23 protein-coding genes are annotated in these 25,828 nt (G+C 72.5%); 9 read left to right on the forward strand and 14 right to left on the reverse strand.

Translation table 11 applies throughout. The annotated features are described in order from the left end of the window. Nucleotides 1-343: 343 nt before the first annotated feature. The gene (locus C4V41_RS26460; RefSeq protein ID WP_103958629.1) at nucleotides 344-973 is read right to left on the reverse strand and encodes an alpha-ketoglutarate-dependent dioxygenase AlkB; all 630 of its coding nucleotides are present in this window, start codon (nucleotides 971-973) and stop codon (nucleotides 344-346) included. Nucleotides 974-1,121: 148 nt separating this feature from the next. On the opposite strand from C4V41_RS26460, the gene C4V41_RS26465 reads away from it, so the two are divergent. After that, nucleotides 1,122-1,889: a VOC family protein gene (locus C4V41_RS26465; protein ID WP_103958630.1), complete on the forward strand. Its 768-nt coding sequence runs from the start codon at nucleotides 1,122-1,124 to the stop codon at nucleotides 1,887-1,889. Nucleotides 1,890-2,004: 115 nt separating this feature from the next. Further along, nucleotides 2,005-3,231 (forward strand): MFS transporter, encoded by a 1,227-nt coding sequence (locus tag C4V41_RS26470; protein WP_103958631.1) that lies wholly within the window; start codon nucleotides 2,005-2,007, stop codon nucleotides 3,229-3,231. 108 nt (nucleotides 3,232-3,339) lie between these two features. Here C4V41_RS26470 and C4V41_RS26475 read toward each other — a convergent pair whose 3' ends face one another. The 8 genes from C4V41_RS26475 to C4V41_RS26510 all read right to left on the reverse strand — a co-directional run bounded on the left by C4V41_RS26475 (nucleotide 3,340) and on the right by C4V41_RS26510 (nucleotide 8,595). Further along, nucleotides 3,340-3,879, reverse strand: coding sequence for a CGNR zinc finger domain-containing protein (locus C4V41_RS26475; RefSeq protein WP_235030391.1), 540 nt, complete (start codon nucleotides 3,877-3,879; stop codon nucleotides 3,340-3,342). 20 nt (nucleotides 3,880-3,899) lie between these two features. Next, nucleotides 3,900-4,853 carry a WD40 repeat domain-containing protein gene (locus C4V41_RS26480; RefSeq protein WP_146103794.1) on the reverse strand — a complete coding sequence of 318 codons (954 nt, stop codon included), beginning with the start codon at nucleotides 4,851-4,853 and terminating at the stop codon, nucleotides 3,900-3,902. Between the two features lie 5 nt (nucleotides 4,854-4,858). Then, nucleotides 4,859-5,815, reverse strand: coding sequence for a hypothetical protein (locus C4V41_RS26485; protein ID WP_103958633.1), 957 nt, complete (start codon nucleotides 5,813-5,815; stop codon nucleotides 4,859-4,861). A 53-nt stretch (nucleotides 5,816-5,868) separates the two neighbouring features. Continuing rightward, nucleotides 5,869-6,348: an SRPBCC family protein gene (locus C4V41_RS26490; protein ID WP_103958634.1), complete on the reverse strand. Its 480-nt coding sequence runs from the start codon at nucleotides 6,346-6,348 to the stop codon at nucleotides 5,869-5,871. Then, nucleotides 6,341-6,688 (reverse strand): ArsR/SmtB family transcription factor, encoded by a 348-nt coding sequence (locus C4V41_RS26495; protein WP_103958635.1) that lies wholly within the window; start codon nucleotides 6,686-6,688, stop codon nucleotides 6,341-6,343. Before C4V41_RS26495 ends, C4V41_RS26490 begins: the two co-directional genes overlap by 8 nt. Before the next feature lie 34 nt (nucleotides 6,689-6,722). After that, nucleotides 6,723-7,475, reverse strand: coding sequence for an SDR family NAD(P)-dependent oxidoreductase (locus tag C4V41_RS26500; RefSeq protein ID WP_103958636.1), 753 nt, complete (start codon nucleotides 7,473-7,475; stop codon nucleotides 6,723-6,725). 78 nt (nucleotides 7,476-7,553) lie between these two features. Continuing rightward, nucleotides 7,554-7,913: a DUF2203 domain-containing protein gene (locus tag C4V41_RS26505; protein ID WP_103958637.1), complete on the reverse strand. Its 360-nt coding sequence runs from the start codon at nucleotides 7,911-7,913 to the stop codon at nucleotides 7,554-7,556. A 10-nt stretch (nucleotides 7,914-7,923) separates the two neighbouring features. Next, complete coding sequence (locus tag C4V41_RS26510) at nucleotides 7,924-8,595, reverse strand: GntR family transcriptional regulator (protein ID WP_235030392.1); 672 nt, start codon at nucleotides 8,593-8,595, stop codon at nucleotides 7,924-7,926. A 101-nt stretch (nucleotides 8,596-8,696) separates the two neighbouring features. Here C4V41_RS26510 and C4V41_RS26515 point away from each other — a divergent pair, with 101 nt between their 5' ends. Together C4V41_RS26515 and C4V41_RS26520 are read left to right on the forward strand one after the other, a co-directional pair. Then, nucleotides 8,697-10,046: an MFS transporter gene (locus tag C4V41_RS26515; protein WP_103958639.1), complete on the forward strand. Its 1,350-nt coding sequence runs from the start codon at nucleotides 8,697-8,699 to the stop codon at nucleotides 10,044-10,046. A 57-nt stretch (nucleotides 10,047-10,103) separates the two neighbouring features. Then, a complete protein-coding gene (locus C4V41_RS26520) occupies nucleotides 10,104-11,039 on the forward strand; it encodes an SPFH domain-containing protein (protein ID WP_103958640.1) in 936 nt (311 codons plus the stop codon). A gap of 3 nt (nucleotides 11,040-11,042) precedes the next feature. Here the strand turns inward: C4V41_RS26520 and C4V41_RS26525 are convergent, their stop codons facing one another. Beyond that, nucleotides 11,043-12,326: an MFS transporter gene (locus C4V41_RS26525; protein WP_160150396.1), complete on the reverse strand. Its 1,284-nt coding sequence runs from the start codon at nucleotides 12,324-12,326 to the stop codon at nucleotides 11,043-11,045. A gap of 255 nt (nucleotides 12,327-12,581) precedes the next feature. On the opposite strand from C4V41_RS26525, the gene C4V41_RS26530 reads away from it, so the two are divergent. Beyond that, nucleotides 12,582-13,289, forward strand: coding sequence for a sirohydrochlorin chelatase (locus C4V41_RS26530; RefSeq protein WP_235030393.1), 708 nt, complete (start codon nucleotides 12,582-12,584; stop codon nucleotides 13,287-13,289). Between the two features lie 43 nt (nucleotides 13,290-13,332). Continuing rightward, entirely contained in the window at nucleotides 13,333-13,881 is a 549-nt protein-coding gene (locus C4V41_RS26535) for a GNAT family N-acetyltransferase (protein WP_103958642.1), read from the forward strand. Here C4V41_RS26535 and C4V41_RS26540 read toward each other — a convergent pair. Continuing rightward, a complete protein-coding gene (locus tag C4V41_RS26540) occupies nucleotides 13,878-14,390 on the reverse strand; it encodes an adenylyl-sulfate kinase (RefSeq protein ID WP_103958643.1) in 513 nt (170 codons plus the stop codon). The genes C4V41_RS26535 and C4V41_RS26540 overlap by 4 nt on opposite strands. A gap of 134 nt (nucleotides 14,391-14,524) precedes the next feature. On the opposite strand from C4V41_RS26540, the gene C4V41_RS26545 reads away from it, so the two are divergent. The 3 genes from C4V41_RS26545 (at nucleotide 14,525) to C4V41_RS26555 (ending at nucleotide 16,144) form a co-directional block, all read left to right on the forward strand. Beyond that, on the forward strand, nucleotides 14,525-14,974 hold the full coding sequence (locus tag C4V41_RS26545; RefSeq protein WP_103958644.1) for a hypothetical protein: 450 nt from the start codon (nucleotides 14,525-14,527) through the stop codon (nucleotides 14,972-14,974). Between the two features lie 61 nt (nucleotides 14,975-15,035). Further along, a complete protein-coding gene (locus C4V41_RS26550) occupies nucleotides 15,036-15,296 on the forward strand; it encodes a hypothetical protein (protein WP_103958645.1) in 261 nt (86 codons plus the stop codon). Between the two features lie 38 nt (nucleotides 15,297-15,334). Then, complete coding sequence (locus C4V41_RS26555; protein WP_160150397.1) at nucleotides 15,335-16,144, forward strand: class I SAM-dependent methyltransferase; 810 nt, start codon at nucleotides 15,335-15,337, stop codon at nucleotides 16,142-16,144. Between the two features lie 269 nt (nucleotides 16,145-16,413). Here the strand turns inward: C4V41_RS26555 and C4V41_RS26560 are convergent, their stop codons facing one another. Genes C4V41_RS26560 through C4V41_RS26570 form a run of 3 tightly spaced genes read right to left on the reverse strand, consistent with a single transcriptional unit; the run spans nucleotide 16,414 to nucleotide 25,822 of the window. Next, entirely contained in the window at nucleotides 16,414-22,449 is a 6,036-nt protein-coding gene (locus C4V41_RS26560; protein ID WP_103958647.1) for a CHAT domain-containing protein, read from the reverse strand. A gap of 45 nt (nucleotides 22,450-22,494) precedes the next feature. Next, a complete protein-coding gene (locus tag C4V41_RS26565; RefSeq protein ID WP_103958648.1) occupies nucleotides 22,495-24,270 on the reverse strand; it encodes a GH39 family glycosyl hydrolase in 1,776 nt (591 codons plus the stop codon). A 28-nt stretch (nucleotides 24,271-24,298) separates the two neighbouring features. Then, the gene (locus tag C4V41_RS26570) at nucleotides 24,299-25,822 is read right to left on the reverse strand and encodes a glucoamylase family protein (RefSeq protein ID WP_103958649.1); all 1,524 of its coding nucleotides are present in this window, start codon (nucleotides 25,820-25,822) and stop codon (nucleotides 24,299-24,301) included. Nucleotides 25,823-25,828 lie beyond the last annotated feature (6 nt).

Consider the following 25,828-nt stretch of genomic DNA (forward strand, 5'->3'; position numbering starts at 1 on the left):
GGCGTACGCCGAGCGGGCCGCCTCACGTTGGAGCGGTTCCCCTTCTCCACCGCACTTCGGCGAGGTCCCTTCAAAGGAGGGGAGGTGGAGAGGTCAGTTCGCCTGTGGCGGTCCAGCACGTGCAAAGAACGAGGCGAGCGCGGCCCGGCTAGCACCGCAGTGGCCCGGCTGGTGCCGCAGTCGCCCGACTCGCACGGGGCCGCCCGGCTGCTGCAGCGGCCGCCCGGCTTCCGCCGCAGTCGCCCCGCTCGCGCTGCGGTTGCCCGGCTTGCGGCGCAGTGGCCGACTCGGGCTGCGGTGGTTCAGCTCGCGTCGGGGTTCTCGGCAGGTGTTTGCGGAGGTTTCAGCGGACGCCGTGGGGGCGGAACTGGATGCTGATGCGGGGGCCCGCGGGGCGGGAGGTTTTCGGGATGGCGTGTTCCCACGTGCGCTGGCAGCTACCGCCCATCACGATCAGGTCGCCGTGGCCCAGGTCGCGGCGGATCGAGGGGCCGCCGCCTCGGGGGCGGAGCAGGAGGGGCCGGGGGCTGCCGACCGAGATGATCGCGACCATGGTGTCCTCGTGGCCGCCACGCCCGATGGTGTCGCCGTGCCAGGCCACGCTGTCGCGGCCGTCGCGGTAGAAGCAGAGGCCGGCCGTACGGAATGGTTCGCCCAGTTCGCGGCCGTAGTGGGCGTCGAGGGCGCGCCGGGCGTCGTCGAGCACCGGGTCGGGCAGGGTCTCGTCCTCGTCGTAGAACTTCAGCAGGCGCGGCACGTCGACCACCCGGTCGTACATGCGCCGCCGCTCCGCCCGCCACGGCACCGCCTCCGCGAGCCGTTCGAACAGGGTGTCGGCGCCCGTCAGCCAGCCCGGCCGGAGGTCGAGCCAGGCGCCGTGGTCGAGGCGGGTCCTGCGCACGGTGTCACCTAGCGGTCCGACCCCGAGCTCGTCGTCGAGGCCGAGCAGAGATGCTTGGAACGCGGCTGTCATGGTGCCGAGTTTATGCCATCGTTCAAACACCCATTCGATTGGCGTTGGGTGGCCAGGCCGTGTCAGGCTGTACGCGTGGCGTCGCCCCTCCAACCGCGCCAGAGGTGAAGAGGCCACCCACCGCTTCGTCACGCGAAGGAGCAGGGCCATGCTCACCACCCACTACCTCCCCGGCACCCCGTGCTGGCTCGACGTCAGCAGCCCCGACCTGGAGGCGTCGAACACCTTCTACACCGGGCTGTTCGGCTGGCGGTCCCTCTCGCTGGGCTCCGGCCACGGCGACTACCGCTTCTGCCAGACCGACGGCAAGACCGTCGCGGGGATCAGCCGGGAGACCGCGTTCAGGACGGCGCCGGCGTGGCTGGTCTACTTCCAGGCGCCCGACGCCGACGTCATCACCAAGACGATCGAGCAGGCGGGCGGCGCGGTCCTGGCCGCGCCGGCCGACATCGAGGGGCAGGGGCGGATGGCGGTGTACGCCGATCCGGCGGGGGCCTCGTTCGCGGTGTGGCAGCCGGGGGCGACCAAGGGGCTCGGCCTGGTCACGGAGCCGGGCTCGCTGGGCTGGGTCGAGCTCTACGTCCCCGATCCCGGTGGCATCCAGCCCTTCTACCGGTCGGTTTTCGGCTGGCACGTCGAGGATCTGCCGATGGGCGACCTGCCCTATCCCGTGATCTCCCCGGCCGGTGGCGACGAGTCGTCGGCGATGGCCGGGATCGTCCGGCTTCCGGACGGCGATGAGGCGCACTGGCTGCCCTACTTCGAGGTACGCGACTGTGACGCCACGGCCATCCTGGCGCAGGAGCTCGGAGGCACGATGCGGGAGCCGGCGGTGACGGCGGAAGGGGTCGGACGGATGGCGTTCCTGACCGATCCGTTCGGCGCGCGGTTCGCGATCATCACCAGCTCGGCCTGACCGAGGGGCGTCCGGCCTGCACGGCACGCAGTCCGTGCAGGCCGGACCCTCCCCGGATTTCGGGTGTATCCATTCCCCCGAACCGTCCCGCCTAACGTCCTGTAACGTCTTCTTCATGTTATGGCGTTACATGGTGGGGGCCGTCGCCGCCCGCACCGGGGATGAGATGTCCGGGCCCGCCCTGCTCGTCACCGGGCTGGCCGTCACGGGGTCGCCGGTGCTCGCGTCGTGGCTGCTGGCGGGGCTGACCATCTCGGCCGCCGTCGGCGGGCCGCTGCTCGGGGTGCTGCTCGACCGCGTGCGGCGGCCGGGGCGGGTGCTCGCCTGCTGCCTGGCCGGGTACGCGGGCGGGCTCGTGTGCGTTCTCGGCGGGCTGGGGCGGGTGCCGGACGCGGCCCTGATCGGGCTGGCCGTCGCCGCCGGGCTGCTGGGGCCGGCGCTCACGGGCGGCTGGACGGCGCAGTTGCCCCTGGTGACGGGGCCTGAGCGGCTGGGCAGGGCCACGGCGTTCGACTCCATGAGCTACAACGTGGCAGGGCTGGCCGGACCCGCTGTGGCCGGCGTGGTCGCGACGGTGAGCGGTGGCCCGGTGGCGCTCCTGGCGTGCGTCGCGCTCCTGCTGATGGCGCTCCCCGCCGCCTGGCACCTCCCCGCCGCCCGGCGCAGGATCCGTGACGATGAAGTGGGCCGGTGGCGGGCTGTTGCCTGGCGTGGGATTCGTGGCGATGAAGTGGGCCGATGGCGGGGTGCCTGGCGTGGGATTTGGGGGGATTTGGGGGCCGGGTTCGGGGTTCTTGTCCGGAGTGGGGCTTTGCGGCGGGCGACCGTCGGGTCCATGGTGTCGTGTGCGGGGCTGGCCATGATGGTCGTGTCCGCGCCCGTGCTCGGCGCCCGGCTCACCGGTGAGAGCGGGCATGGTGCCCTGTTGCTCGCCGTCACCGCCGCCTGCGGGCTGGCGGTCAACGGGGTGGTCGCGGCCTGGGGGCGGGTGAAGAGGTGGGACGTGGTGCTCGCCTGGGGGACGGCGGTGCTGGGGGCGGGCATGGCGCTGGCGGCCTTCGCACAGGCGTTCTGGGTGGCGGTGGTGGCCGCCGGTGTGGCGGGCGTGGGTGAGGGGCCGCAGCTCACCGCCCTGTTCGCGGTACGCCACCAGCATGCGCCCACCCATCTGCGTGGTCAGGTGTTCACCACGGGCGCCAGTCTGAAGATCACCTCGTTCGCCCTCGGGGCCGCGCTGGCCGGGCCGCTGGCGGCGTACTCGACGGGTGCCGCTCTGCTGACCGGCGCGGCGCTGCAGGCGCTGGCCGTCGCCATCCTGATCCCAAGGCGCGCAGCCACCTGAGCGGTCCGACCGCCCGAGCGGGCCAGCCGCCTGAACCCGGTCGGACGCCTGAACCGGCCAGACGCCTGAACCGGTCGGACATCTGAACCGGTCGGGCGACTGAAAGGGTCAGCCGCCGACCGTTGAGCGGGAGCGGTGGGCGGCGACGCGTTCGCGGGTGGCGCAGCGGGCGCTGCAGTAGCGGCGCGGGCTGCCTCCGCCGAAGTCCAGGTAAGGCCGCCCGCAACTAGCTGAAGCGCACAACCCGCCCGGCACCCGCTGGTAGTCGGCCAGCAGCACCGCCAGCGCCAGCGCCGACGACGCCAGGAACCACTCCCCCCACGGCGCGTCATCCCCGCTGTCCACGTGCAGATGCCAGCTCGTCGAGCTCCCGTGGCTGGTCAGCCTGGGCGCCTGGGCCGCGCCCGCGAGGAGCCGGTTGAGCAGGGCCGCCGCCTCGTCGGCGCCGGCCGCCCCCAGCACCTCGCGCAGCCGGACGGCCGCCGACCGCATCGCCGCCACGTCCGCCTCGCCCAGGTCGAGGTCTCCGACCTCGCCATGGTCACGCAGGACCCGCGACACCGACTCGATCGACGGCCGCTCGTGCAGCAGCGCCACGCACAGGTCGACGGCTCGCACGGCCATCGCCTTGGTCGAGTGAACCTCCACCCGAGAAGCGTATGCCCGCCTCAGCCCCCGCAGGCCGCGAAGAAGAAGGTGTCCTTCAGCGTCGTGTACCGGTCCCTGATCCCGACCGCGCCCGTCTTCGTGTCGATCTCGGCGATCGCCACCTTGGCCGGGCCTGACGACCGGCTGGCCAGGTGGACGGTCACCTGGGTGTCACCGGTCCAGTCGACCCCGTGGATCTCTCCGGCGGGCAGCTTGATCCGCTTGCGGCCGATGAGCTGGTCGCCCTCGGCGTCGTACGTGACCAGCTCCTTCTTGGACCCGTTCACGATGCTCGCCACGGTGCGGCCGTCGGCGGCCAGCGCCTGCGGCGAGTTCGAGGCGATGACCTGCGGCGGCGCGACGCGCCGCAGCTCCTGGCCGGTGTCGCTGTAGACGATCAGCTCGGTGACGGTCTCGTCGTTGACGAGCACGGTGAGCAGTTCGCCGCCGTCGCCGCTGAAGCCCAGCACCGCCGACTCGGCCGGTACGGTGCCGAGCAGCGCCCCGGTCGCGGTGTCGAAGATCCGCGTCTCCTTGGCCAGCACCGCGGCGAGCCGTTCACCGTCGTCGGACAGTCGCAGGGTCACCTCCCACTGCGGCACCTTCGGCAGCGCGTCCTTGGCGAACACCTCGGCCCCGCCCCCGACGGTCCTGACCGCGAGGCGGCCCTTCTTGGTGAAGTACGCCACCCGCCGCCCGTTCCCGCTCACCGCGATGGCGGCCGTGTAGTTGTGGCTGGACGAGCCGTTGGCCTCCAGCGCCACCCCCTGGCCGTCGGGCAGGGTGGCGATTTCGCCGCTGTGCATGACGAGCCGCCAGTCACCGCACGGCCTGGTCCCGCCGCCCTTGACCGCGCAGCCCTTGATGGAGGCGTACCGGATGGCATCGTGCTCGTGCGGCTGCGCGTGCGCGGCCGGTGCGGTCAAGGCCCAGGACAGGCCGGCGACGAGGGCCAGTGTTGTCAGGATCCTCATGATGATCACTCCCCCGCCACGACGAACGAGTGGCGCTCACGGCTGATCGAGTACTTGTCGGCCTGCGTGGCCTCGCCGGTGGCCGGATCGACGGTGAGCACCCGTACCACCGCCGTCTCCCTGGCCTCTCCGGTGCTGATCGTGGTGCTGACCCGGCCGTCGGCGTCCCACACGCCGACGGTGGGTTCGGTGCCCTTCTTGAACGGCAGGTCCGCCCCCGCGGAAAGCTCCCCCGATTTCAGGTCATAGGTACGGATCCTGGGCCCCGAGGTGAAGGCCGCCACCGTGGTGCCGTTGGAGTCCAGCGCGTAGGTGTGGGCGTTCGCGATGACCAGGGGCGGCGTCCGCCTGGTCGAACCGCCGGCGAGGCGGTGGGCGTACAGGGCGGTGGTGTTGTCGCCCAGCGCGCGTGAGGCGAGCAGCTCGTCGCCGTCGGCGCTGAAGCCGAGCGGCTCGTACGCGGCCGGCAACGTCACGGCCCGGCCCGTGGCCACGGTGATCACCTTGGACGGCAGGTGTTCCTCGTCGTAGTCGACCAGCACCCGGTCGCCCGCCGGGGAGAGGGCGAGGTAGACCTGGTCGGCGCCTCGGGCCCGCGTCGGCTTCGGCAGCACCTTGGCCGGGCCGCCGGCGACCCGCTGGACGACCAGCCGGCCGTCACCGGCCCGTTCGTAGGCCAGCACGCGGCCGTCCGCGCTGATCGCGAACGCGCCCGCCTCGCTGGTCGGGTCCCCGTTGGCGTCCGCGGCGCGCGTGGCCGCCCCGTGCACGGTGACCTGGCGGCCGTCCTTCGTGAGCAGCCGCCAGTGGCCGCAGGGAGCGTAGTCTTCCAAGGTCTTGTCGTAGCAGCCCTTGATCCAGGCGGCACGGGCCACCGGAGGGGCGTTCTCGGCATGGGCGACGGCGGGGGACAGTCCCAGGGCGGCCGCCGAGAGCGCCGCGGCCGCTGAGATGGGTCTCATGGCGTGATCCTTTCGCTCACCCCGTTAGACCCCCACAGGACGTGCCCGGTTGGTCACATGTCGGCCACGGTGCCGAGCAGGACGGCCAGGCGGTCCATGGACTCCCGCCCGCCCCTCGGGCCGTCCGCCCGCACGATGGCGTCGCGGGCCTCGACCGAGGGGTGCACGGACTGGGCCACGTACCGCGTCCGGCCGTCCACCTCCGTCAGCGTGACCGTCTCCAGCGCCACCTCCTCCGGCGCGCCCTCGAACTCCCACGTGCGCACATATCGCTCCGGCGGCACGACGGCGTGGTAGACGCCGCTGAAGGCCCACTCCCGGCCGTGCGCGTCGACGTTGACGTAACGCCAGCGGCCACCCGGGCGGACCTCCATCCGATCGACCCTGGTGGTGAGGACGTGCGGCCCCCACCAGCGCGGGATCAGCTCCGGGTCCGTGATCGCGCGGAACACCACGTCCGGCGGCGCGTCGAACATCCGGATCATGACGAGGTCCTGCCTGCCGGGTTCGATGACGAACTCGGTGTCAGCCATGCTCGTGCCCTTCCTGCCGGCGCTGGATGCTCTTGATCTCCTGGTCGAGGCGGTCGAACCGGTCGCTCCAGCGCCCGCGGTAGCGGTCGACCCACTCCGACACGGTCTCCAGCGGGGCCGTCTCCAGGCGGCAGGGCCGCCACTGGGCGTCGCGGCCCCTGCTGATCAGCCCGGCCCGCTCCAGCACCTTGAGGTGTTTGGAGATCGCCTGGAGGCTGATGTCGAACGGCTCGGCCAGTTCGTTGACCGTGGCCTCTCCGTCGGCGAGCCGGGCGAGGATGGCCCGCCGGGTCGGATCGGCCAGCGCGGCGAAGGTGAGGCTGAGCGGGTCGTCGGGCATGCCGGCCGGTCTTTCTCTCGGGTGCCGCTCAACCCTAGTAGTCCACGATCGCGCCGCAGGAGATGTTGACGGTCGCCGACGTCATGGTCCTGGCCCGGTCGGAGGCCACGAAGGCGGCGACGTCGCCCACGTCGGCCAGGCTCGCCGTGCGCTTGAGGAGGGTCGACTCGGTGAGCGCGGCGGTCAGCTCCTCCTGGTCGGCGAAGTCCTCCGGCAGGCTCTCCGGGATGCCGCCGGTCACCATGGTGACGACCCGGATGCCGTACGGGCCCGCCTCGCAGGCCCACTGCCGCCGGATGCTCTCCATGGCGTCGAGCGCGACCTTGAGCCCGCCCACCCCCGGTATGGTCTGCGGCCCGCCGCCGCCGAACATCAAGATCACCCCGGACCGGCGCGGCGTCATGTGCCGGACGGCGGCCCTGGCGGTGAGGAACTGCGTGCGCGCGGCCACCTCGATCGGCCGCAGGAAGTCCGCGGCCGACAGCTCGGTCAGCGGTTTCTGCACGTCCTGGATCCCGATGGCGTTGAACGAGATGTCGATGCCGCCCGCCCGGCCGGCGACGTCCGCGGCGAAGGCGTCGACCTGGCCCTCGTCCAGGGCGTCGACCTGGGCGGTCTCGGCCGTGCCGCCCGCGTCGCGGATGGCGGCGGCGGTCTTGTCGAGCGCGGCCCGGGTGCGGCCGGCGAGAAAGACGCGGGCGCCCTCCCTGGCGAACGCCCTGGCGGCCGCGCCGCCGATCGAGCCACCCGCGCCGTACACGATCGCGATCTTGTCTTGAAGGAGCATCGTATTCAACCTTTCGGTTTATCAACCTGTGAGTTGAATATAGGCGACGACGAGGCCCTGTCAAGGGGTGCGTGACGGTTACAGCGGGCGGCGGCCCGGGAAGCCCAGCTCCGTGCGGTGGTACCAGCCGAGCTCGCGCTCCCCCTCGATCCAGCAGAGCCGGACGGAGACGCCGTCGAGCACGGCGGGGAAGTCGACGAGCACCGGCGCGATGCCCTTGACCTCGATCCCCTGCTCGCCCCAGCCGCTCAGGATCTCCTCGATGCGGGCCTGCAGGCCCTTGAGCTCCGGCAGGCCGCCCAGCTCGGACCGGCCGCCCGAGCGCCGTTCGAAGTCGATCTCGGCCAGGTCGGCGCGGGCGGCGATCACCGCGCGGGCGTCCTCGATGACGGCGGGGAGCAGCGCACGGGCCTCGTCCAGCGTGAAGATCCGGTCCATGCCCGCAACGTTAGCGGTTCGGCTCGTAGGCGTGGATGAGCAGTCGCTCGGCCTGGTCGAGGTAGTCGTCGAGATAGGCGGCGGCCTTCTCCGGCTGCCCCGACTCCATCAGGCCGACCAGCGCGCGGTTGCGGTCGACGAACGGCTCGTGGAAGGCCCGCGGGTTCTCCATCACGTGGAAGACCAGCCGCAGCTCGGCGAGGAGCTGGCGCATGGCCTCGTCGATCCTGGGGCTGCCGTTCAGCGAGACCAGCGCCTGGTGGAAGCGGATGTTGGCAGTGCCGACGCCCTGCCAGTCGTCCTGCTCGGCGGCCCGCTCGGCGTCGAGCACGGCCTCCTTGATCAGGGCGAGCGCCTCCTCGGACGGCGCGCGCCGCAGGGCCGCCCCTTCGAGCACCCGGCGCACCCGGTAGAGGTCGGCCACATCCTCGGCGGACGGGAGGCGGACGAACACGCCCTTGTTGAGCCGGTGGTCGAGCAGTCGTTCGTGGCCGAGCAGCCGGAACGCCTCGCGCAGCGTGTTGCGGGAGACGCCGAGCCCTTCGGAGATGGACTCCTCGGACAGGCGCTGGCCGGGCTGGAAGAAGCCTTCGCTGATGCGGTCGCGCAGGATGTCGGCGACCCGTTCCGCCGTGCTGCTGCGTCCCAGCCGGGGCCGGTCCTGGGAAAGATCAGCGACCACGTTATCCACATTTAACAGGAAATCATGGAGCAAACCTCTTGTCCAATTGTTCAACGATCCATACGTTGATAAGCATCCCCCTTCGACCCTAGGAGCATCGGATGGCAGGCTCCACGCAACAGACCCGGCGGGTGATCCTCGCCAGCCTGATCGGCACGTCGCTGGAGTGGTACGACTTCTTCCTCTACACCACCGCGGCGACCCTGGTCTTCCCTCAGCTCTTCTTCCCCAGCCTCGACCCGTTCAACGCGACCCTGGCCTCGCTGACCACCAACGCCGTGGCGTTCGTCGCCCGGCCGCTCGGCGGCGTGGTGTTCGGCCACTTCGGCGACCGTGTGGGCCGTAAGACCGTACTGGTGGTGACGCTCCTGGTGATGGGCGTCTCGACGTTCCTCATCGGCCTGCTGCCCGGCTACGCGAGCGTGGGCGTCCTGGCGCCCGTGCTGCTGGCGCTGCTCAGGTTCGTGCAGGGCCTGGGGCTCGGCGGCGAGTGGGGCGGCGCGGTGATCATGTCGCTCGAACACGGCGACGGCCGCCGGCGCGGCTTCAACGCGAGCTGGCCGCAGGTCGGCGTGCCCGCCGGCTTCGTGCTGGCCACGGGCCTGCTGACGATCATGTCGTTCACGATGTCGGACGCGGCGTTCCTGTCGTGGGGGTGGCGGGTGCCGTTCCTGTTGTCGGGCGCGCTGGTGTTCGTGGGCCTGTGGGTGCGGCTGAAGGTCACCGAGTCGCCGCTGTTCGCCGAGGTCGAGCAGCGCGGCACGAAGGCGAGGATGCCGCTGGTCGAGGTGCTGACCACGCATCCGCGCGCGCTCCTGTCCGCCTTCACCGCGCGGATCGGGGTGGACGTGGCCTTCTACACCTTCACCGCGTTCATCATCGTCTACATCACGACCGTGCTGAAGCTGCCCCGTTCGTACGCGCTCAACGCGGTGCTCATCGGCTCGGCCCTGCAACTCGTGCTCATCCCGGTGGCCGGCGCTTTGTCCGACCGGTACGGCCGGCGTCCCGTCTACCTCGCGGGCGTGGCCGGCGCGGCGGTCTGGGTGTTCGCCTTCTTCCCGCTGCTCGAAACCGGCTCCTTCCCGCTCATCGCGCTGGCCGCCATCGTGGCGCTGGTCACCCACGCCGCCATGTACGGCCCGCAGGCCGCCTTCATCGCCGAACTGTTCAGCACCCGCCTGCGCTACAGCGGCGCCTCCATGGGCTACCAGCTCGCCGGCATCGTCGGCGGCGCCCTGGCCCCGGTCATCGCGCTGCAGCTCTTCACCGCGTACCAGAGCACGGTCGCGGTGTCGATCTACGTGGTCATCGCCCTGGCCGTCACGGCGCTGGGCCTGGCCATCGCCCCGGAGACCCGCGACCTCGACCTGACCGGCGACGCACCCGGCGACACGCCCGAGGACGCCCCCAAGGCCCCGCACCCCGGACAAGTGGGGCCTTTCGCCTGATCTGCCGCGAAAGCCGCGGGCGGCGGCTGCCAACGCCGCCCGCGCGGAAGGGTCCGCATGAGAATCGCCCTGGCCGTCATCGGCACGCTGATCGCGATCCCCCTGCTCATCGGAGTCATCGGGGGCCTGGAGCGCACGAGCGGCGGTGAGGTGGCCGTCGTCCGTGACGGCGGGCCGCTCGACGACAACAAGGTACGCCAGGTCATCGACCCCGGCTCGGGCCTGACCTGGGTCGGCCTGTGGTCCTCCACCCACCCCTATCCGGCGCAGCAGCGCTTCTACACGATCACCGCCGACGCCAGGCGGGCCACCGCGCTCGGCGTGGACGTGGTGACGGTGCCCAGCAGCGACGGCGTGAACCTTGGCATCGAAGGCACCCTGTACTTCACGCTCAACCTGGACCAGGACACGCTGAAGAGGTTCGACGACAAGTACGGCACCCGCACGTTCCGCGCCCAGGACGACCAGTCGCTCTACCCGTGGGACGGCGACGAGGGCTGGTCAGCCTTCTTCGGCCAGGCCGTCCGCCCGGTGATCGACAACGCCCTGCGCGGCCAGATCGGCACCATGCGCTGCGCCGAGCTCGTCTCCTCCTGCGCGCTGCTGGAGAGCGCGTCGCTCAAGCCGCAGGACGGCAACGCCTCCATCGCCAAGGTCCAGGAGGCGGTCAACGCCTCGCTGGCCCGCGACCTGCCGGCCACGCTGGGCGGCGAGTTCCTGACCGGGCTGCGGTTCACACTGGTCAAGGTGACGCTACCGGTCGAGGTCCAGCAGGCCGTGGACCGCTCGCTGGCCGCCTCGGCCGCCGTCTCCGAGGCCCAGGCGCGGGTGGCCCAGGCCAAGGCGGAGTCGGCGGCGAACCAGGCCAGGCAGGACGGCTACGACAAGTGCCCGGCCTGCGCGGAGATCGAGAAGCTCAAGTCGCTGCCGCAGGGCATCACGGTGTACGCGCCCGGCAACCCGCAGTCCGTGGTCGTGCCCGCTAGACCGTGACCTTTAGACCGTGACCTTGGGTCGCCGGGCCCACGGCCCCTTGAACGCGACGGTGGAGACCAGGAACACGATCTGGCCGGCGAGCGCCACGGTCAGCCACGTCTGCCAGCCGCCGGCCTCCACCACCAGCGGGGAGACGACGAGCAGGACGACGATCATGACCCGGACGACCATGCCCCACAGGCCCAGCGCCGAGCCCTGCAGGCGGGGGTCGACGTCCTCGGCGTCCTCGGAGAAGCTGGCCATCCACGGCACGTAGGCGATGCCGAGGAAGACGAAGAGCAGCGCGTACACGAAGGTGATCTGGCCGACGGGCACGCCAGGGCCGATCAAGGCGATGAAGTACGCCAGCGTCGCCGCCGTGAGCACCGTGCCCACGGCCGCGAACGGCTTGCGCAGCCGCAGCCGGTCGGACAGCCGGCCGACGGTGACCACGGCCAGGGCGTTGAGCACGATGCCCAGCGCCACCACCCGGTTGGCCCCGGCCGGGTCCATGCCGAACCCGCCGGCCAGGATGGTCTGGCCGAAGATGGTGAAGGTCCAGTAGAGCACCTGCCAGCCGGTGTTGCCGAGGACGTGCGCCCACAGGTGCGGGTGCCGGAACAGCAGCCGTACCCGGCCGTGGTGGGTGTGCTCCCGCACCTCCAGGGCCTGCTCGGCCTCCAGCACCTGCGCCCGCAGCGACGCCGACGGCTCGGCGATCTTCCAGATGATCACCGCGCACATCGCCAGCGACACGACGCCCATGATGATCGCCTGCGACTGCCAGGCGTTGCCGAACAGCGGCAGCGTGAACCCCGCGATGAACGAGGCCAGGAACGACGCCCCGACCGGCCCCCACGTCCAGAACGCGAACGCCTGCGCGCGTCCCATGCGCGGTGAGAAGTCCCGTACGAGGGAGGCGGTGATCGTGATGCCCGCCCCCTCGATGAACAGCATCAGGCACCGCACCCAGAACAGCTCGGCGACGGTGTCCACGGTGGCGAGCAGGAAGTTGCAGGCGGCCGTGATCGTCAGGGTCGGCACCAGGATCGTGACCCGGCCCCACCGGTCGGACAAGATGCCGCCGAACCCCGCCGACAGCCCGCCCACCAGCACCGACAGCGCGGCGATCTGCCCGTAGACGGTGAGGGACATGCCGAGGTCGGACATCAGGAGGGGCAGGATGGTGGCGATCGTGGTCTCGAAGTTGGCCACCAGGCTGGCGAGCACGGCCACGGCCAGCAGGAAGATCCGGCGGCGGCCGACGGGATACACACTCAGTTCGCGGACATAGAACGGCTTCATTCCCATCCTCCGGGGACGGTCCTGTGACTGTCGCTCTAGAACGCGTTTCTAGTTGCTTCAGAGTTGCCGTTTTGTACGGATAAGTCAACGTATTCAGGGCTCGCGATGTATTTTCGATCACAGCCCGGTGGTTGTGACGGAATCGCCATCGATTCCCAGAACAACCAGCCCCGGATAGGCATAAACTGCGCGGCTGTGAGCTTGCCTGTACGTCAACGTTCCCCCCGCCCGGGCGGCGGCCGACACCGCGCGCCCGTGCCCACGTCCCTGCCGCCCGACGCCCCCGTGCTCGTGCTCGCCGCCCCAGGGAGCGCCACCGGCGTGGCCGAGGAGATCGCGGCCGTGGTCCGCGTCGACAACCCGCAGATCGAGGTGCGGCTGTCGAGCGTGACCGACCTGGCGGACAATGTGCCCTCCGGCCGGGACGCCGTCGTCGTCCCGTTGCTCACCTGGGACGACCCCCTCGTCATGGCGGAGATCGGCAAGGCCGTCGCGGCGAGCGGCTCGGGGGCGGTCGTCACCGAGGCGCTCGGCCCGCATCCGCTGCTGGCCGAGGCGCTGCACATCAGGCTGGCCGAGCGCGGCCTGGCCAGGGCCGACCGCGTCCGCCTGCTGAACGTCGGCAGCCCCGTCGACGCCGTCATCCTCGCCACCGTCGGCGGGGAGCGGGCGGTGCACGCCGTGCAGGCCACCGCCGTCCTGCTGGCCTCCAGGCTCACGCTGCCGGTCGTGGCCGCCTCACTGGACAGCGACCCGGCCGTCGCCTTCGCGGCGCAGCGGCTGCGGGCGTCGGGCGCCCAGCGGCTGGCCATCGCCCCCTGCCTGATCGGCCACGAGGCCGCGCCGGACATCGTCGAGCAGGCCGCCACGGCGATCAGCGCCGGGCACGCGGCGCCGCTCGGCGCGCACAGCGCCGTCGCCGAACTTGTCGCGCGAGCTTACGGGAGTCAACTCGCGACTTGACAAGGGCTTGTAAAGATCACGGGACTCGCGTTACCTTCTGCGCATGCGGCGCGTGGTGTGCGACGGCCAGCGACTCGGCCTCCGGGACGTGACGGAGGCCGACGTGGCCGCCCTCCACTCCATCTACGGCGATCCCACCGTGACCCAGCACATGCCGTTCACGCCGCGTAGCCTGCGCGAAGTGGCCGAACTCGTCGGCCAGGCCATGGAGGCGGCCGCCGCCGAGCCGCGCCACCTCTACGTGCTGGCCGTGGTCGACGCCGATCGGCGCCATGTCATCGGGGTGGCGCGGCTGCACGTCGAGGCCGAGCATCCGCACAGCGCGGAGATCGGGTTCGGGCTCCATCCCGACCAGTGGGGGCGGGGCATCGGGACGGATCTCGTACGGCTGCTGCTGTCGTTCGGGTTCAAGCAGCTCGGGCTGCACCGCATCTGGGGCGCCCGCTCCCCCGCCAACCTGCCCGCCCAGCTCGCGATGCTGACGGCCGGCATGGTCGAGGAGGGCCGCATCCGGCACCACGTGCACACGCCGCACGGGTGGCGCGACTCGATCGTGCACTCGGCGCTCCAGGACGAGTGGATCGAACGCTAGCCCTGCCAGCCCTTGATGACCTGGGCGGCGACCTCCCCGGGGGTGCCGTGCGTACCGTCCACGGTGTAGTCCTCGACGCGCGCCTCGTCGAGAACGGCCGCCAATTCCCCGGCTCTCGCGAGGTGCCAGTCAAGCCCGCCATCGTGTACGTGACGGCCCCGCAGGCGCCGGTGCACCTCGGGAAGCTCGACGTGGACGCGGCAGACCGCGAGCGGGACGCCGAGGACCTCCTCGTGGCGGCGGCGCTCGGCCCGGCTCTCGATGACACCGGCGAGCACGAGCCGCTCGGCGCCCGCCGCCAGGAAGTTCGCCGCCACGGCGCTCAGGTTGCGCATGGTCAGGGCGGCGTGGAACGGGTCGTCGGGCGGGGCGGGCCAGCAATGGCGCAGCCGGTCGAGGTCGATGACGGCGTTGGGCACGCCCGCGTCGATGAACAGGTCGCCGGCGGCGTCGGCGACCGACGTCTTGCCCACGCCCACGGTGCCGGTGATCAGAAGGGCCGTCGCCATTCACCCGATCTTACCGAGCGGTCCTGGCCGGGCGCGCGTGATTATCGGGCAGGTGCCGGCCGGGCGGGCGTGGCTGGAACCGGGATTGTCGGTGGGACATCCTACGATGAGGCTCCTCACGGAGGGATAGTCACATGCTCGACTCGCTGATCGTGCCGTTGTTCGTCACCACGGACCTGCCGCCGGAGGCCGAGCTGGCCGAGTTCGGGGAGTTGCTCGCCGAGACCGCCCGCCTGCTCGGCCGCGAGGGTGACGGCTACGAGGCGTTCCTGGCGGGCAAGGTGTTCTGGCTGGACTCACCGCTCGATCAGCGGCCGGCGGCCGAGGGCGAGCTGCGTTTCGCCGGAATGCTGGGCTACCTCGCCGCCTCCGGTGGCGGTCACACCGCGCGGGAGGTGGTCGGCGACGTGCGCCGGGCGATCGGCGCGGCCGTGACCCGCCGTTACGGGGACGTGGGGGTGGTTCCGGCCGTGTTCGCGATCCGCGACCAGGACGTCCGCGAGCGCACCCCCGAAGTGGCCCTCTACGTCGACACGCCTGGGGCGGCGGCCGAGCTGGTGAGCGCGACGAAGTCGTACCTCTAGGGTGGCCGGGCGGGCTCGCCGCATGCGATGGTGATCTCCTGGCGGCGATCTGGAGGCTCTCATGGCGGTGCTCGGCGCGATCTGCTTCGGCCTGGTGATCGGCTGGATCACCTATGGCACGCTACGCCGCCGGCAGGCCGCCACGGGGCTGAGCGAGCTGTCGGCGGTGCTGGCCGCGGTGGGCGGCGGCTGGGTGACGGCGCTACTGGGCTCACCCGAGGCGTTCGGCGGCTACGCGGTGGGGCTCGCGGCCGGCTTCTTCGGCTACCTGGTGCTGGTCACGCTCATGCCGGACTCGAAGTGGACAGGCGAGAACAATTGAGCTGAACGGCCACCGGAAGGGCGGATATGGTCTCCGCCATGACCGACGACGTTTACCGCTACAACGAGGAACGCTGGGAAGCCCTGGTGGCGGCGGACGCCTTGTTCACCCGTCCCATGCTCGACCTGGACGAAGAGAAGGCCCGCGCCTATCTGGGCCTGGCGAGGCTGGGCCTTCCCGACGACCTGGCGGGGCGGAAGGTGCTCTGCCTGGCGGGCGGGGGCGGGCAGCAGTCCGCGGCGTTCGCCCTGCTCGGAGCGGATGTGACGGTCTTCGACATCTCGGCCGGGCAACTGGAGCGTGACCGTTCGGCGGCCGAGCACTACGGCGTCGGTGTCCGTACCGTCCAGGGAGACATGCGGGACCTGTCGGCTCTGTACGACTCGTCGTTCGACCTGGTCTGGCATCCGTACTCGTTGACGTTCGTCCCGGACTCCCGGGTCGTTTTCCGCGAGGTCGCGAAGGTCGTCGAGAAGGGCGGCCACTACCACCTGATGTGCGCCAACCCGTTCTTCTCCGGCCTCACCCACAGTTCGTGGAACGGCGAGGGCTACACGCTCAGGCAGCCCTACACGGACGAGGCCGCGACCAGCTATCCCGACCAGGAATGGGTCTACGACAGGACATCGGACGGCCGCTCGATCCGCGAGCCGAGAGAATACCGGCAGACGCTGAGCCGGATCGTCAACGGCCTGACCGGGGAGGGCTTCCTGCTGACGCACCTCTCCGAGGTCCACAGTGATCGCCCCGGCTTGGAACCGGGGAGCTGGGAGCACTTCATGTCGGTGGCACCGCCGTGGCTGGAGTTCGTCTGGCAGTATCGCCCCGGCGTTCTCGGCACCGCCTAGCCACGTCTCCGCACGCGCCGAAATCGCCGCAGGCGAACCGACCTCGCAACCTCCGCCCACTCCCCCACGCCACCGACGAACCGGCCTCCCCGCCTCGGCCCACTCCTCCCCACGCCGCAGGCGAACCGACCTCGCAGCCTCCGCCCACTCCTCCCCACGCCGCGGGCGAACCGGACTCCCCGCCTCCTCCTCTTCTTCAAAAGGACCGCGCCGAAGTGCGGTGGGATAGGACGAGAGGGGAAGCCATGGCGACATGCGGAATCCCCGGGCTAGCGCGGCAGGCCGGTCAGGATGTACGCGGCCCACAGGTCGGGCTCGGCCGAGCCGTAGAGTTCGCGCAGGCCGAGTACGGCGGCGCGCAGGGCCTCCGCCGGGGTGGCGCCGTGGTGGAGCCTGGTGTGGAGGTCGCGCATCAGGACGCGGGTGATCTCGGGCGAGACCGGCCAGAGGGTGAGCACCGCGGACCTGGCTCCCGCGTGCAGCAGGGCGTAACCCAGTTCGGCCACGCCGGCCCCGCTGGTCGTACCGGCCGGTTGGTGTTCGTGGGCGCTGAGGAGCGCCAGCCGGGCGTCCACGTTCATGGTCATGAGGCGCCGGGTGGTGAGGAGGCCGTCGGCGAGTCTGATGCCCGGGCCCGACGGGCCGGCGTCGTCGAACACGCCGTGGCAGGCCAGGTGCACGACGTCCCATGAGCCGTTCAGGAGGCCGCTGGTGGCGTCCTGGCCGGTTCGGGGGCGGGTGGCGAGGATGCCGGCCACGTCCTCCGCCTCGGATTCCACGACGAGTCGCTCGGCCGGGTCCGGGGTGAAGCCGAGTGCCAGGGAGTCGGCGCCTCGGGCGGGGGCGCGGTGGTGGAGGCGGCTCAGGACGGTCGCGGAGGGGGCGTACGTCACGGGAAGGCGTTCGAGGAGCATGCGGCCGTTGGGGGCGAGGGCGTGCAGAGGGACGCGGCGCAGCTCGGCGTGCGGGAACAGGTGAAGATGGGTCAGGTCGTCGCCCAGGGCCGCGAGGGCGCCCGCGAGCAACCGGTCGGCCAGTTCACGCCAGAGGGCGGCGCGCCGACGACGGGCCTCGATGTCGAGGAGGCCGGGGCGGCGGCCGTTGGTGGTGCGGAGGAAGGCGGCCAGCAGGGCGCGGGTGACCGTGGTGGGGAAGGCGCGGGGCTCGGGCCAGCCGGTGCGGTGCGCGAGCACGATCACGGTGTCCTCACCGTTCAGACCGCCGTCCCCGATCAGGGTGTCGTCCTCGGTTTCGGAGGGTCTGGTGGGCGGGGGCGCCTCGGTGAGGTGGAAGGCGAGGAGGCCGATCGGGCCGTCCGGTCGGCCGACGAGGAAGTCCAGGTCTGCCTGGGTGAGGGGGGCCGGTCTGTGGAGGGCGACGTGGTCGGGGGCCAGGGGCTCCATGCGGGTCCACAACGCCTCCAGGGTGGCTTGGGCGGTGTGGGCGCGGCGGAGGAGCCGGGCGGCGTGTTCGGGGTCGCGGGTGTGGCGGGCGGCCGTCGTGAGGGTCCGGACCTCGGTGAGGCCGCGGTGTTCGGCCTCCGCCAGGTCGCGGGGTACGCCATGCGGCGCGTCCTGGCCGGGCGTGCCTGGTGCGGCGTTTCGGTGGAGGCGGGCGGACAGGACAGTGGACAGGGCGGTGGACTTGGCGGTTTCGGCGTGGGTCCAGGCGGTCAGGCCGCGGTTCAGGCGTACCGCCAGGTGGACGGCGCGGTCAGTGGCGGGAGGGTGGCCTAGGGCGCAGGCGTGTTCGGCGTCGGTGAGGGCGTTCGGGAGGTCGCCGAGTTCCGCCGCGGCCATGGAGCGGTGGTGGTGGGCGGCGCCCAGTTCGAGGTCGTGGCCCAGGTCGGTGAGCAGGTCGATGGCGGTGGACAGGCGTCGGCGGGCGCGGGCGTAGGAGGCCGTGGTGAGATCGAGGGCGCCCAGATGCCTGAGGGCGATGGCCTCTCCCGCTCTGAAGCCGAGCTCCTGGGCCGTCGCGAGGGCCTCCGACAGCAGGGACTCCGCACGTTCCGGGGGTGTGAGGCGGGCGAGGGCGAGCAGGATCAGGACCCTGCTCCGGGGGGCGTCTTCGAGGTCCAGGGCGCGTTCGGCGAGGGGCAGGGCCTGGGCGGGGTCGCCGCTCAGCTCGTGGGTGAGGCTCAGGTCGGCGTAGGCGTCCGCCAGGCCGGTGGTGTCGCCCAGTTCCTCCTTGAGGGAGATGGCCTGGCGGTAGCGGGTGGTCGCCTCGTTCAGCTCGCCGAGTTCGAGGTGGAGGGCGGCGCGGCCGGACAGGAGGGGGGCGCGCAGTGCTCGCCAGATGGGGGCCTCCAGGAGGGACAGGCCCTCTTCGTACGCGCGGGCGGCCTCCTCCCAGCGGGCCTGGTCCGTGAGGGCCGTGGCCAGGAGGCCGAGGGAGCGGGCGAGCCGGGCCGGGAGGGCGGAGTCTGCGTCGCGGGCCAGGTCGACGGCCTTCGACAGGTGCTCGACCGCCTCGCCGGTCCGGCCCAGGGCTCTGGCCGCCGTCCCGAGGTTACGGAGGTGGTCGAGCATCCGCTCGTCGCGCAGCCGGTATCCGTGGGCCGCGTAGTCGTAGGCGGCGGCCGGATCACCGAGGGCGAGGCAACAGGCCGAGAGCTTGGCCAGCAGGTACGAGCGCTCGGAGGGGTCCCCGGTCGGAACCGGCGGGCCGGCTGATCCTGGCAGGGCGGTCCCTTCCGGGCGGGCGGCTGCTTCGGGGAAAACGGCCGTACCCAGCGGGGTGGCCGAGGCGTCGGCAGGGGGCCACTCCGTGGGAGTGCCAAAAGACGCGGTAGCGCTCGGGGAAGCGGTGGTGAGGGCCTGTTCGGCGAGGTGGCGGACCGTGGTCAGGTCGCCTGCGGCCTCGGCCTCCTCCAGACGCAGGCGGTTCTCCAGGCGGGTGGCCGCCTCCCCCCGGTGCCCGCCCGCCCGCAGCGTCGACAGCGCCTGGGTCAGGGTGGCGCGGCCGCCGCTCAGGTCGCCGAGTGTGAGCTGGATGGTGGCCAGCCGGGACAGGACGTCCGCGTCCAGGTCGCCCGCCATGGCCGCCACCACCTCGAACGGGGTCCCGGCCGGACGCGGGCCAGGGGCGGAGGCGAGCCCGGCCAGCCCCTCTTCGAGGGCCGTTCTGGCGCGGCGGAACTCGCCCCGCTCCTCCAGCGCGAAGCCGAGCTTGATCGAGGCGAGCGCCGCCAGCCGCGCCTGGCCGCCGGCGTGGAAGAGGGTGAGAGCCTCCTCCAAGGCCGCCACCTGCCCCCTCGCGTCCCCGGCGCGGGCCGCCAGTGCGGCCAGGCGGTCGCGTACGACGGCCTCCTTGAGCGGGTCGCCGGCGGCCAGCCCGAGCGCGGAGTACAGCCGTTCCTCGGCCTCCTGCGGCTCGCCCAGCTCCACGTCCAGGGCGGCCCGGCCCAGGGTGGCGGTCAGCAGGGCCTCCAGGTCGCCCTCGGCGGCGGCCAGTTCGAGGGCCCGGTCCAGGTCGGCCAGCGCGTCCTCGACCCCGCCCAGCGCGACCGAGCAGGACGCGCGCATGGTCAGCGCCGCCGCCTCCTTGGCGGGCGCCCGCAGCCGTACGAACGTCTCCGCCGCCGCCCCGAACTCCTCCAGCGCCCGCTCCGGTTCCCCCTCCGTGTACGACAGCACGCCCAGGTTGTACCGCACGGACCCGGCCCCGTCGTGGTGGGCGATGGACTCGTACTCGCGCTCGGCCAGCTCGAAGGCCGCCCGCGCGCCGATCACGTCGCCCAGGCCACGGCGGCGCTGCGCCAGGCGGTACCACTCGTCGGCCGGCTCCCGTCGCCGCCCCTTGCGCCGCACGATCTCCACCAGCCGGATCTCGCAGGCCGCCGCCTGGGTCCGGTGGCCGCGAGCGGCCAGCAGGACGGCCTGGGCGTCGAGCGTGCGGCAGGCGTCCTCCCACGCCCCCGCCGCCTCCAGCTCGATGGCGCAGGCGGCAATGCGCTCCCCGGCCGCGACGAGGTCGTCCTGGTCCACGGCCGCCCTGGCGGCGTGGACCAGGGCCAGGGCCGCCGATTCCGTCTCGCCGAGCCCCAGGTACAGCTCGCGGGCCCGGCCCGCGCAGTCCACGGCGCCGTCCGGGTCGCCGGCGGCCAGGTACGCCTCCGCCGCGTGCCCCAGTTGCCCCGCCTCCTCCGCGGCCAGCCCGGCGCCCTCGCACAGCGCGACGGCCCGCAGGTGGTGCTCGACGGCGCGGGCCGGATCGCCGGCCTGGAGGTGCACGATCCCCATGTTGCCGAGCTGCAGCGCCTCGGAACGCGTCTCCCCGACGTCCCGATAGGCGTCGGCCGCCCGCCCGAAGGCCGCCAGCGCCCGGTCGGGCTCGCCCAGCTCCTCGTGGCCGGCCCCCTTCCGGGACAGCGCGTAGGCCGCCCGCGCCAGGAGCCCCGCCGCCTCGAACGCCGCCGCGGCCCGCTCCAGCACCTCGCCGGCGATGCGCGGGCGGCCCAGCTCGCCCAGGTGCAGCGCCGTGTCCAGCAGGAACTCGCCGCGCTCGCCCGGCGACCAGGGCCGCTGCCCGGCGAACCGCAGCAGCTTGAGCGCCATGTCGTCGTCCGCGATGCGCAGCGCCAGCTCGGTGGCCGCCTGGGCGAGCTGCTCGTCCACCGGCGGCGGGTCCGCCAGCGCGGCGCCGAGCCGCTCCAGCAGGTCGGCGTCCCCGTCGCCGGCCAGGGCCAGCGCCTCGGCCAGGTCGCGCGGGTCGCCCTGCGCCGAAAAGCGCGCCAGCAGCGCCCGGCAGAGCGTCCCGTGCACGGGCCCGTGGTCGCTCGAGGTCTTCACGGCCAGCTCGACACCCTGGCGGGCGGAGCGTACGGCCTCGTGCAGGTCCTCGGTCCCGCCCTCCCGCGCGGCGCGCCACCGCAGCACCTCCGAGAGCAGCCCGTACGCCTCCGCGCGGAAGGCCAGCCGCTCACCGGCCGCCAGGGCGTCGTGCAGCGCGGCGACGGCCTCGTCGGCGGTCTGGGGGGTGAGCTCCAGTTTGAGCGCCCGGGCGAGCAGCAGCAGCGACGTGGCCCTGGCCGGGTCGCGCCCGTCGTACGCGGCCACGGCGGCACGGGCGGCGGCGATCGCCTCCGCCGGGTCCCCGCCGGCCACCACGGCCCGCCTGAGCAGCGCGTTCGCCAGGCCGTCCAGGATCCTGGGGCGTTCCCGGTGCCCGGCGGGGGCGAGCCTGGCCGCCTCGCGCAGGACGTCGACGGTCACGTCCAGGTCGGCGAGGTCGCCGGTCACGTCGTAGCGGCGCCGGCGGCGGTCGCCGAGCAGCCCGAGGCGGACGACGGGGTCGGTGCCGAGCCCGCGCGCCGTCTCGTCGGGCGTGACGTGCAGGGCCTCCAGCATCTCCATGCCGGCTTCGAGCGAGCGCTCGTTCCCCGTGATGACGAACCACTCGATCAGCCCGGCCGCGTACGGCGCCAGCACGGCGGGATGCGCCCACTGCTCGTGCCAGAAGTCCAGGGCGCACTGCCCCACCCTGATGAACGCCAGCAGGTCACCGTCCGCGCACGACGCGGCGGCCCGCGCCTGGGTGACGTCGACGAGCGCGAGCAGCGCCTGCGACCGGTCCTGGCCGCCCGGCGGGGTCTCGGCCGCCGACAGGTAGGCCCTGACCAGCTCCTCGTCGCCGGGCGCCGCCAGGCCCAGCGCCGCCGCCAGCTCGCCCGCGTACGCGGCCTCGACGGGCCCGGACAGCGCCGCCCTGAACAGCACGTGCACCGCGTCGTCGATGACCTCCCGGTCGCCGGTCAGCCCGTACAGGTGGACCAGACCGGTGCCCAGCGGTTCGAGCGCGCCGGGCGCCCAGGAGGGGTCGGGCGAGCGCATCGACTCCTCCAGCAGCAGTTGCCCGAGCCGGTCGGCCACCTCCCGCGTCGGGCGCGCCATGGCGCGGCGGACCAGCGCGTGGATCAGCAGCCCCACGTGCCGGTAGGAGGCCGGGTCCACGTGCCGGAACAGCTCCTCGACCAGCCCGGCCCACGTGCCGGCCGAATCGCCCGGCGGCCCGCTGGAGCCGCGCAGCTTCTCCGGCAAGCGCCCGGGGTCCAGCACGGCCACGGCGGCGAAGAAGGCGCCCGCCACCGCCGCGTCCCGCGTGGTCCGCTGGTCGAGCCGGTAGCGGGCCAGGTGCAGCATCCCGATCAGCCGCCAGGTGGCGGCGTCGGACCGGTCGCCGGCGCACGCCCGCATCGCCTGTTCGGCCTCGGCGAGGGCCGCGGGATCCCAGATCAGCTCGGGATCCGCGGCCCGCTCGAACCGCTCGATGCGGGCGGCCAGTGCATCGGCCGGATCGGTCATGCGCACAGGCTCTCACCAGCGTGCGCCTCCGTACAGGATTGCCTATTACGGTGCGAACTCGATCAGGGAAACACCCGGCATGGGCAGCTCGAAAGTGAGGCTCGGCGAGCCGCCGGTGACGGTGGCGGGCGGGGTCAGCTCGTCGAGGCCGTCGGCCGCGCGGAGTTTGTCCCACTGCTCGCCGGACGGCCAGTCGCCGCCGCCCATCGACTGCCAGACCGCCTCCACGTTGGTGTGGTCGCGGTCGATGCGGTGGTGGGTGAGCGTGTACGTGCCCTCCAGCCCGTCCACGGTCAGCTCGATCGTGCGCGCCAGCTCGGGGGCGCCGGTCGCCTGGGTGTTGTTGAGCGTGCCGTTCCAGACCAGCACGCCGACGCGGCCGTCGTCGTGCCGGGCCGCCCACACCTCGACGCCGCCCGCGTCGCCGTCGAGCTCGGCCGCGAGTTCGGCGCCGCCCAGCCGGTTGGCCAGGCTGAGCGCGTGGAAGCGCGGCTTGCGCAGGTTGCCGACCGTCAGCAGCCCGAACCCGCCGTGGAACAGCCGGGGCGGGCGCCCCAGCTCCTCGAAGTGGTCGGAGGCCACCCAGTGCGACAGCGCGTCGACCCGGCCCGCGGCCGACTTCATGCCGTGCAGCAGGAACGCCGCCCCGAACGGGCCGTCGCCGATGCCGTGGAAGTGGGTCGGCGTGGGGCCCCACTCGGTCCACCAGATCGGCACGTCGCGCCCGTGCCTGGCCAGCGCGGGCCGCCAGTCGAGCGGCGCGTTGCCGTAGGTGTGGGTCGAGATGAAGTCGAGCGCCGCGCCCGACTCCTCGACGTGGGCGAGCAGCTCCTCGACCCAGCCGTTCGCGGCCGAGGACGGGCCGCCGACGCGCAGGTCCGGGTGGACGTTCTTCACGGCGGCGGCGGTGACGTCGTAGAGCAGGAAGTACTCCTCGGGGGTGCCGGACCAGAAGACGGCCAGGTTCGGCTCGTTCCAGACCTCGAAGGCCCAGTGGTCGATCAGCTCGTGTACGCCGTACCGCTCCGCCAGGTGCTCGACCAGCGCCCTGACCAGGTCGCCCCACGCCTCGAAGTCCTTGGGGGGCGAGATGACGGCCGCGTACTCGAAGACGGTCTTGGATGGGTCGGCGGCCAGGTCGCGGGGCATGTAGCCGAGCTCCACGATCGGCCGCAGGCCCAGCTCGACGACCTTGTCGTAGACGCGGTCCACGCCGCTGAAGTCATAGACCGGCCCCTCGCGGTAGACGCCGAGGTCGTCGCCGAGGATGGCGTGCGCCCTGACCGTCTGGACGCCGAGCTCGTCGCGCACCGTCCGCAGCGCCGCCGCCAGCTCCTCGCCGATGGGCCTGCCGCCGGTCTCGTCGGTGCTCAGCAGGTGTGACAGGTGCTCGGAGCCCACCATGTACGCCCACGGCCGCAGCAGCTCACGCGTCACCCGCCCCGCGTCCACCCGCACGGACAGCACCGTGGTGCCCGCGGTCAGCGGCTCGGCCCGCACGGCCGCGGAGAAGGGCCCGGTGTGGTCCATGGCGGAGACGGCGGCCACGGTGTACTCGGCCGCCCCATGACCGGTGTCCACGTAGCGGCACGCCGGGACGGCGGGGACGTCCACCTCCGGCGGGGCGGCCGGAGCCCCGTCCCTGTGCACCAGGTAGCCGATGGCGCCGGGGACCGGGTCCCAGGTCAGCGTCACGTGCCCGGCCCCCGGGGCCGCCCGGAGGCCGGTGGGGGCCTTCAGAGCGGGCCTCGGGGCTGCGGCGACCTCGCCGGACGCGTCACCGATGCGGTCCTGCCAGTCGCTGTGGGCGGCCGAGTTCATCAACGATTACCCCGTTTCATCTAAAGGGTCATTTCTTGGGCGGGACGACGTCCCATTCCTCGATCCGCATCACCGGGCGCAGCTTGGCCTCCACGCCGGAGCCCGCGAAGTAGCGGTGCAGGTTGCCGCCGGTGAGCACGTTGCTCAGGGCGGCCATGGCCATGCCCTGGTCGAGCGCCAGGTACCACTTGGACACGACCCCCGAGCGGACGGCGATCGCGTCGTAGAACCCGCCGGGACCGTAGGCGTCGAAGTCCCTGCGCAGCTTGGCCAGGTTGTCCAGGGCCGCGGACTTCGCGTACGGCAGCGCCAGGAAGCTGGCGTGCGGCGTCACCACGCCCTCCTTGTACGATTCCGGCGCCGGCTGGGCCGGACGGCAGCCCTCGTAGCCGGGGTCGACGTTGGTGCGCTCGCGGTCGGACATGTAGCCGGGCCCGTCCATGCCGAGCTGGTCCACCCCGTACACCTCGTAGGTGCCGAGCGGGTCGTTGGACGGGGAGAAGCCCCAGTAGCCGTACTCGGCCTCGTTCAGGCCGTGCTCGATCTGGGCCTGGACGAACACCGGGTGGTTGCGGCCCCAGGCGCGCGGCGCCCACTTGGCCTCCGGGACGACCAGGTCGGGCATGAGGGCCTCGAACATCGAGCCGCCCCAGTTGGGGACGAATCGCATGCCGCGGTACTCGTACGTGCCCTCCCAGACGTTGACGCCCAGGTACTGCTTCCAGGAGCCGACCGGCTTCTGCTCCTGCCAGCCGAAGTCGCAGCCGTTGTCGGGGAACGTGCGGTAGGGGCCGTAGTAGCTCTCGCGCGGGATCTGGCCGAGCGCGATACCCACGTACTGGCCGATGCGGGTCTCGGCGGGGGCGCCGTAGTGGTGGCAGGTGGAGTAGACGGTCGTGCCCGTGCCGGCGTAGTCGCTCTCGACGAAGCAGTCATTGGGTCCCGGCGGCCGCTCCGGCCAGAAACCGCCGCGCAGCAGGCCGGTCCCGGCGTCGGGGCGGGCCGCCGGATCGTAGTAGGAGGCGAAGTTCATGGAGGTGACCAGCCGGTCGGCGGCTCTGGCGTGGGCCGGCACGGCGGTGCGGATCATCATGAGGGCGCTCGCCAGCCAGCCGTTGTCCACGCTGGAGGCGAACAGCCGGACCGGCTCGCCGGTGCCGGGCCAGGAGGTGACGAGCGCGAGGGTGGCGGGGTCGTACCAGTTGTAGTACTGGCCGGTCGGGGTGTCGCGCTCCATCTTCTCCAGCGCACGCAGGACCCTGCCGACCCTGGAGGCCGCGTCGGCGCCGCTGATGAGGCGCAGGTCGCGGGCGGCGAGCGTGCTCCACAGGTACGTGCCGATGTTGGTGGGCGAGGTGACCTGGGCCCTCGTCCTGAGGTCGCCGGTCACCTTGTCGGAGGGGACGCCGGTGGCCGGTTCGACCATGGCGGCCATCGAGCGCCAGGTGTCCTTGGCGTACCGGTGGAGTGTGCTGTCCGTTGAGGCGTTCGCTGGAGCGGCGGTCGCGGCTAAGGAGAGAACGAGCAGGCCGGAAAGGACCGTCTTGCGCATGGAGGT

Origin of the sequence: Nonomuraea solani (genome assembly GCF_900108335.1) — a bacterium.
GTDB classification, from domain to species: domain Bacteria; phylum Actinomycetota; class Actinomycetes; order Streptosporangiales; family Streptosporangiaceae; genus Nonomuraea; species Nonomuraea solani.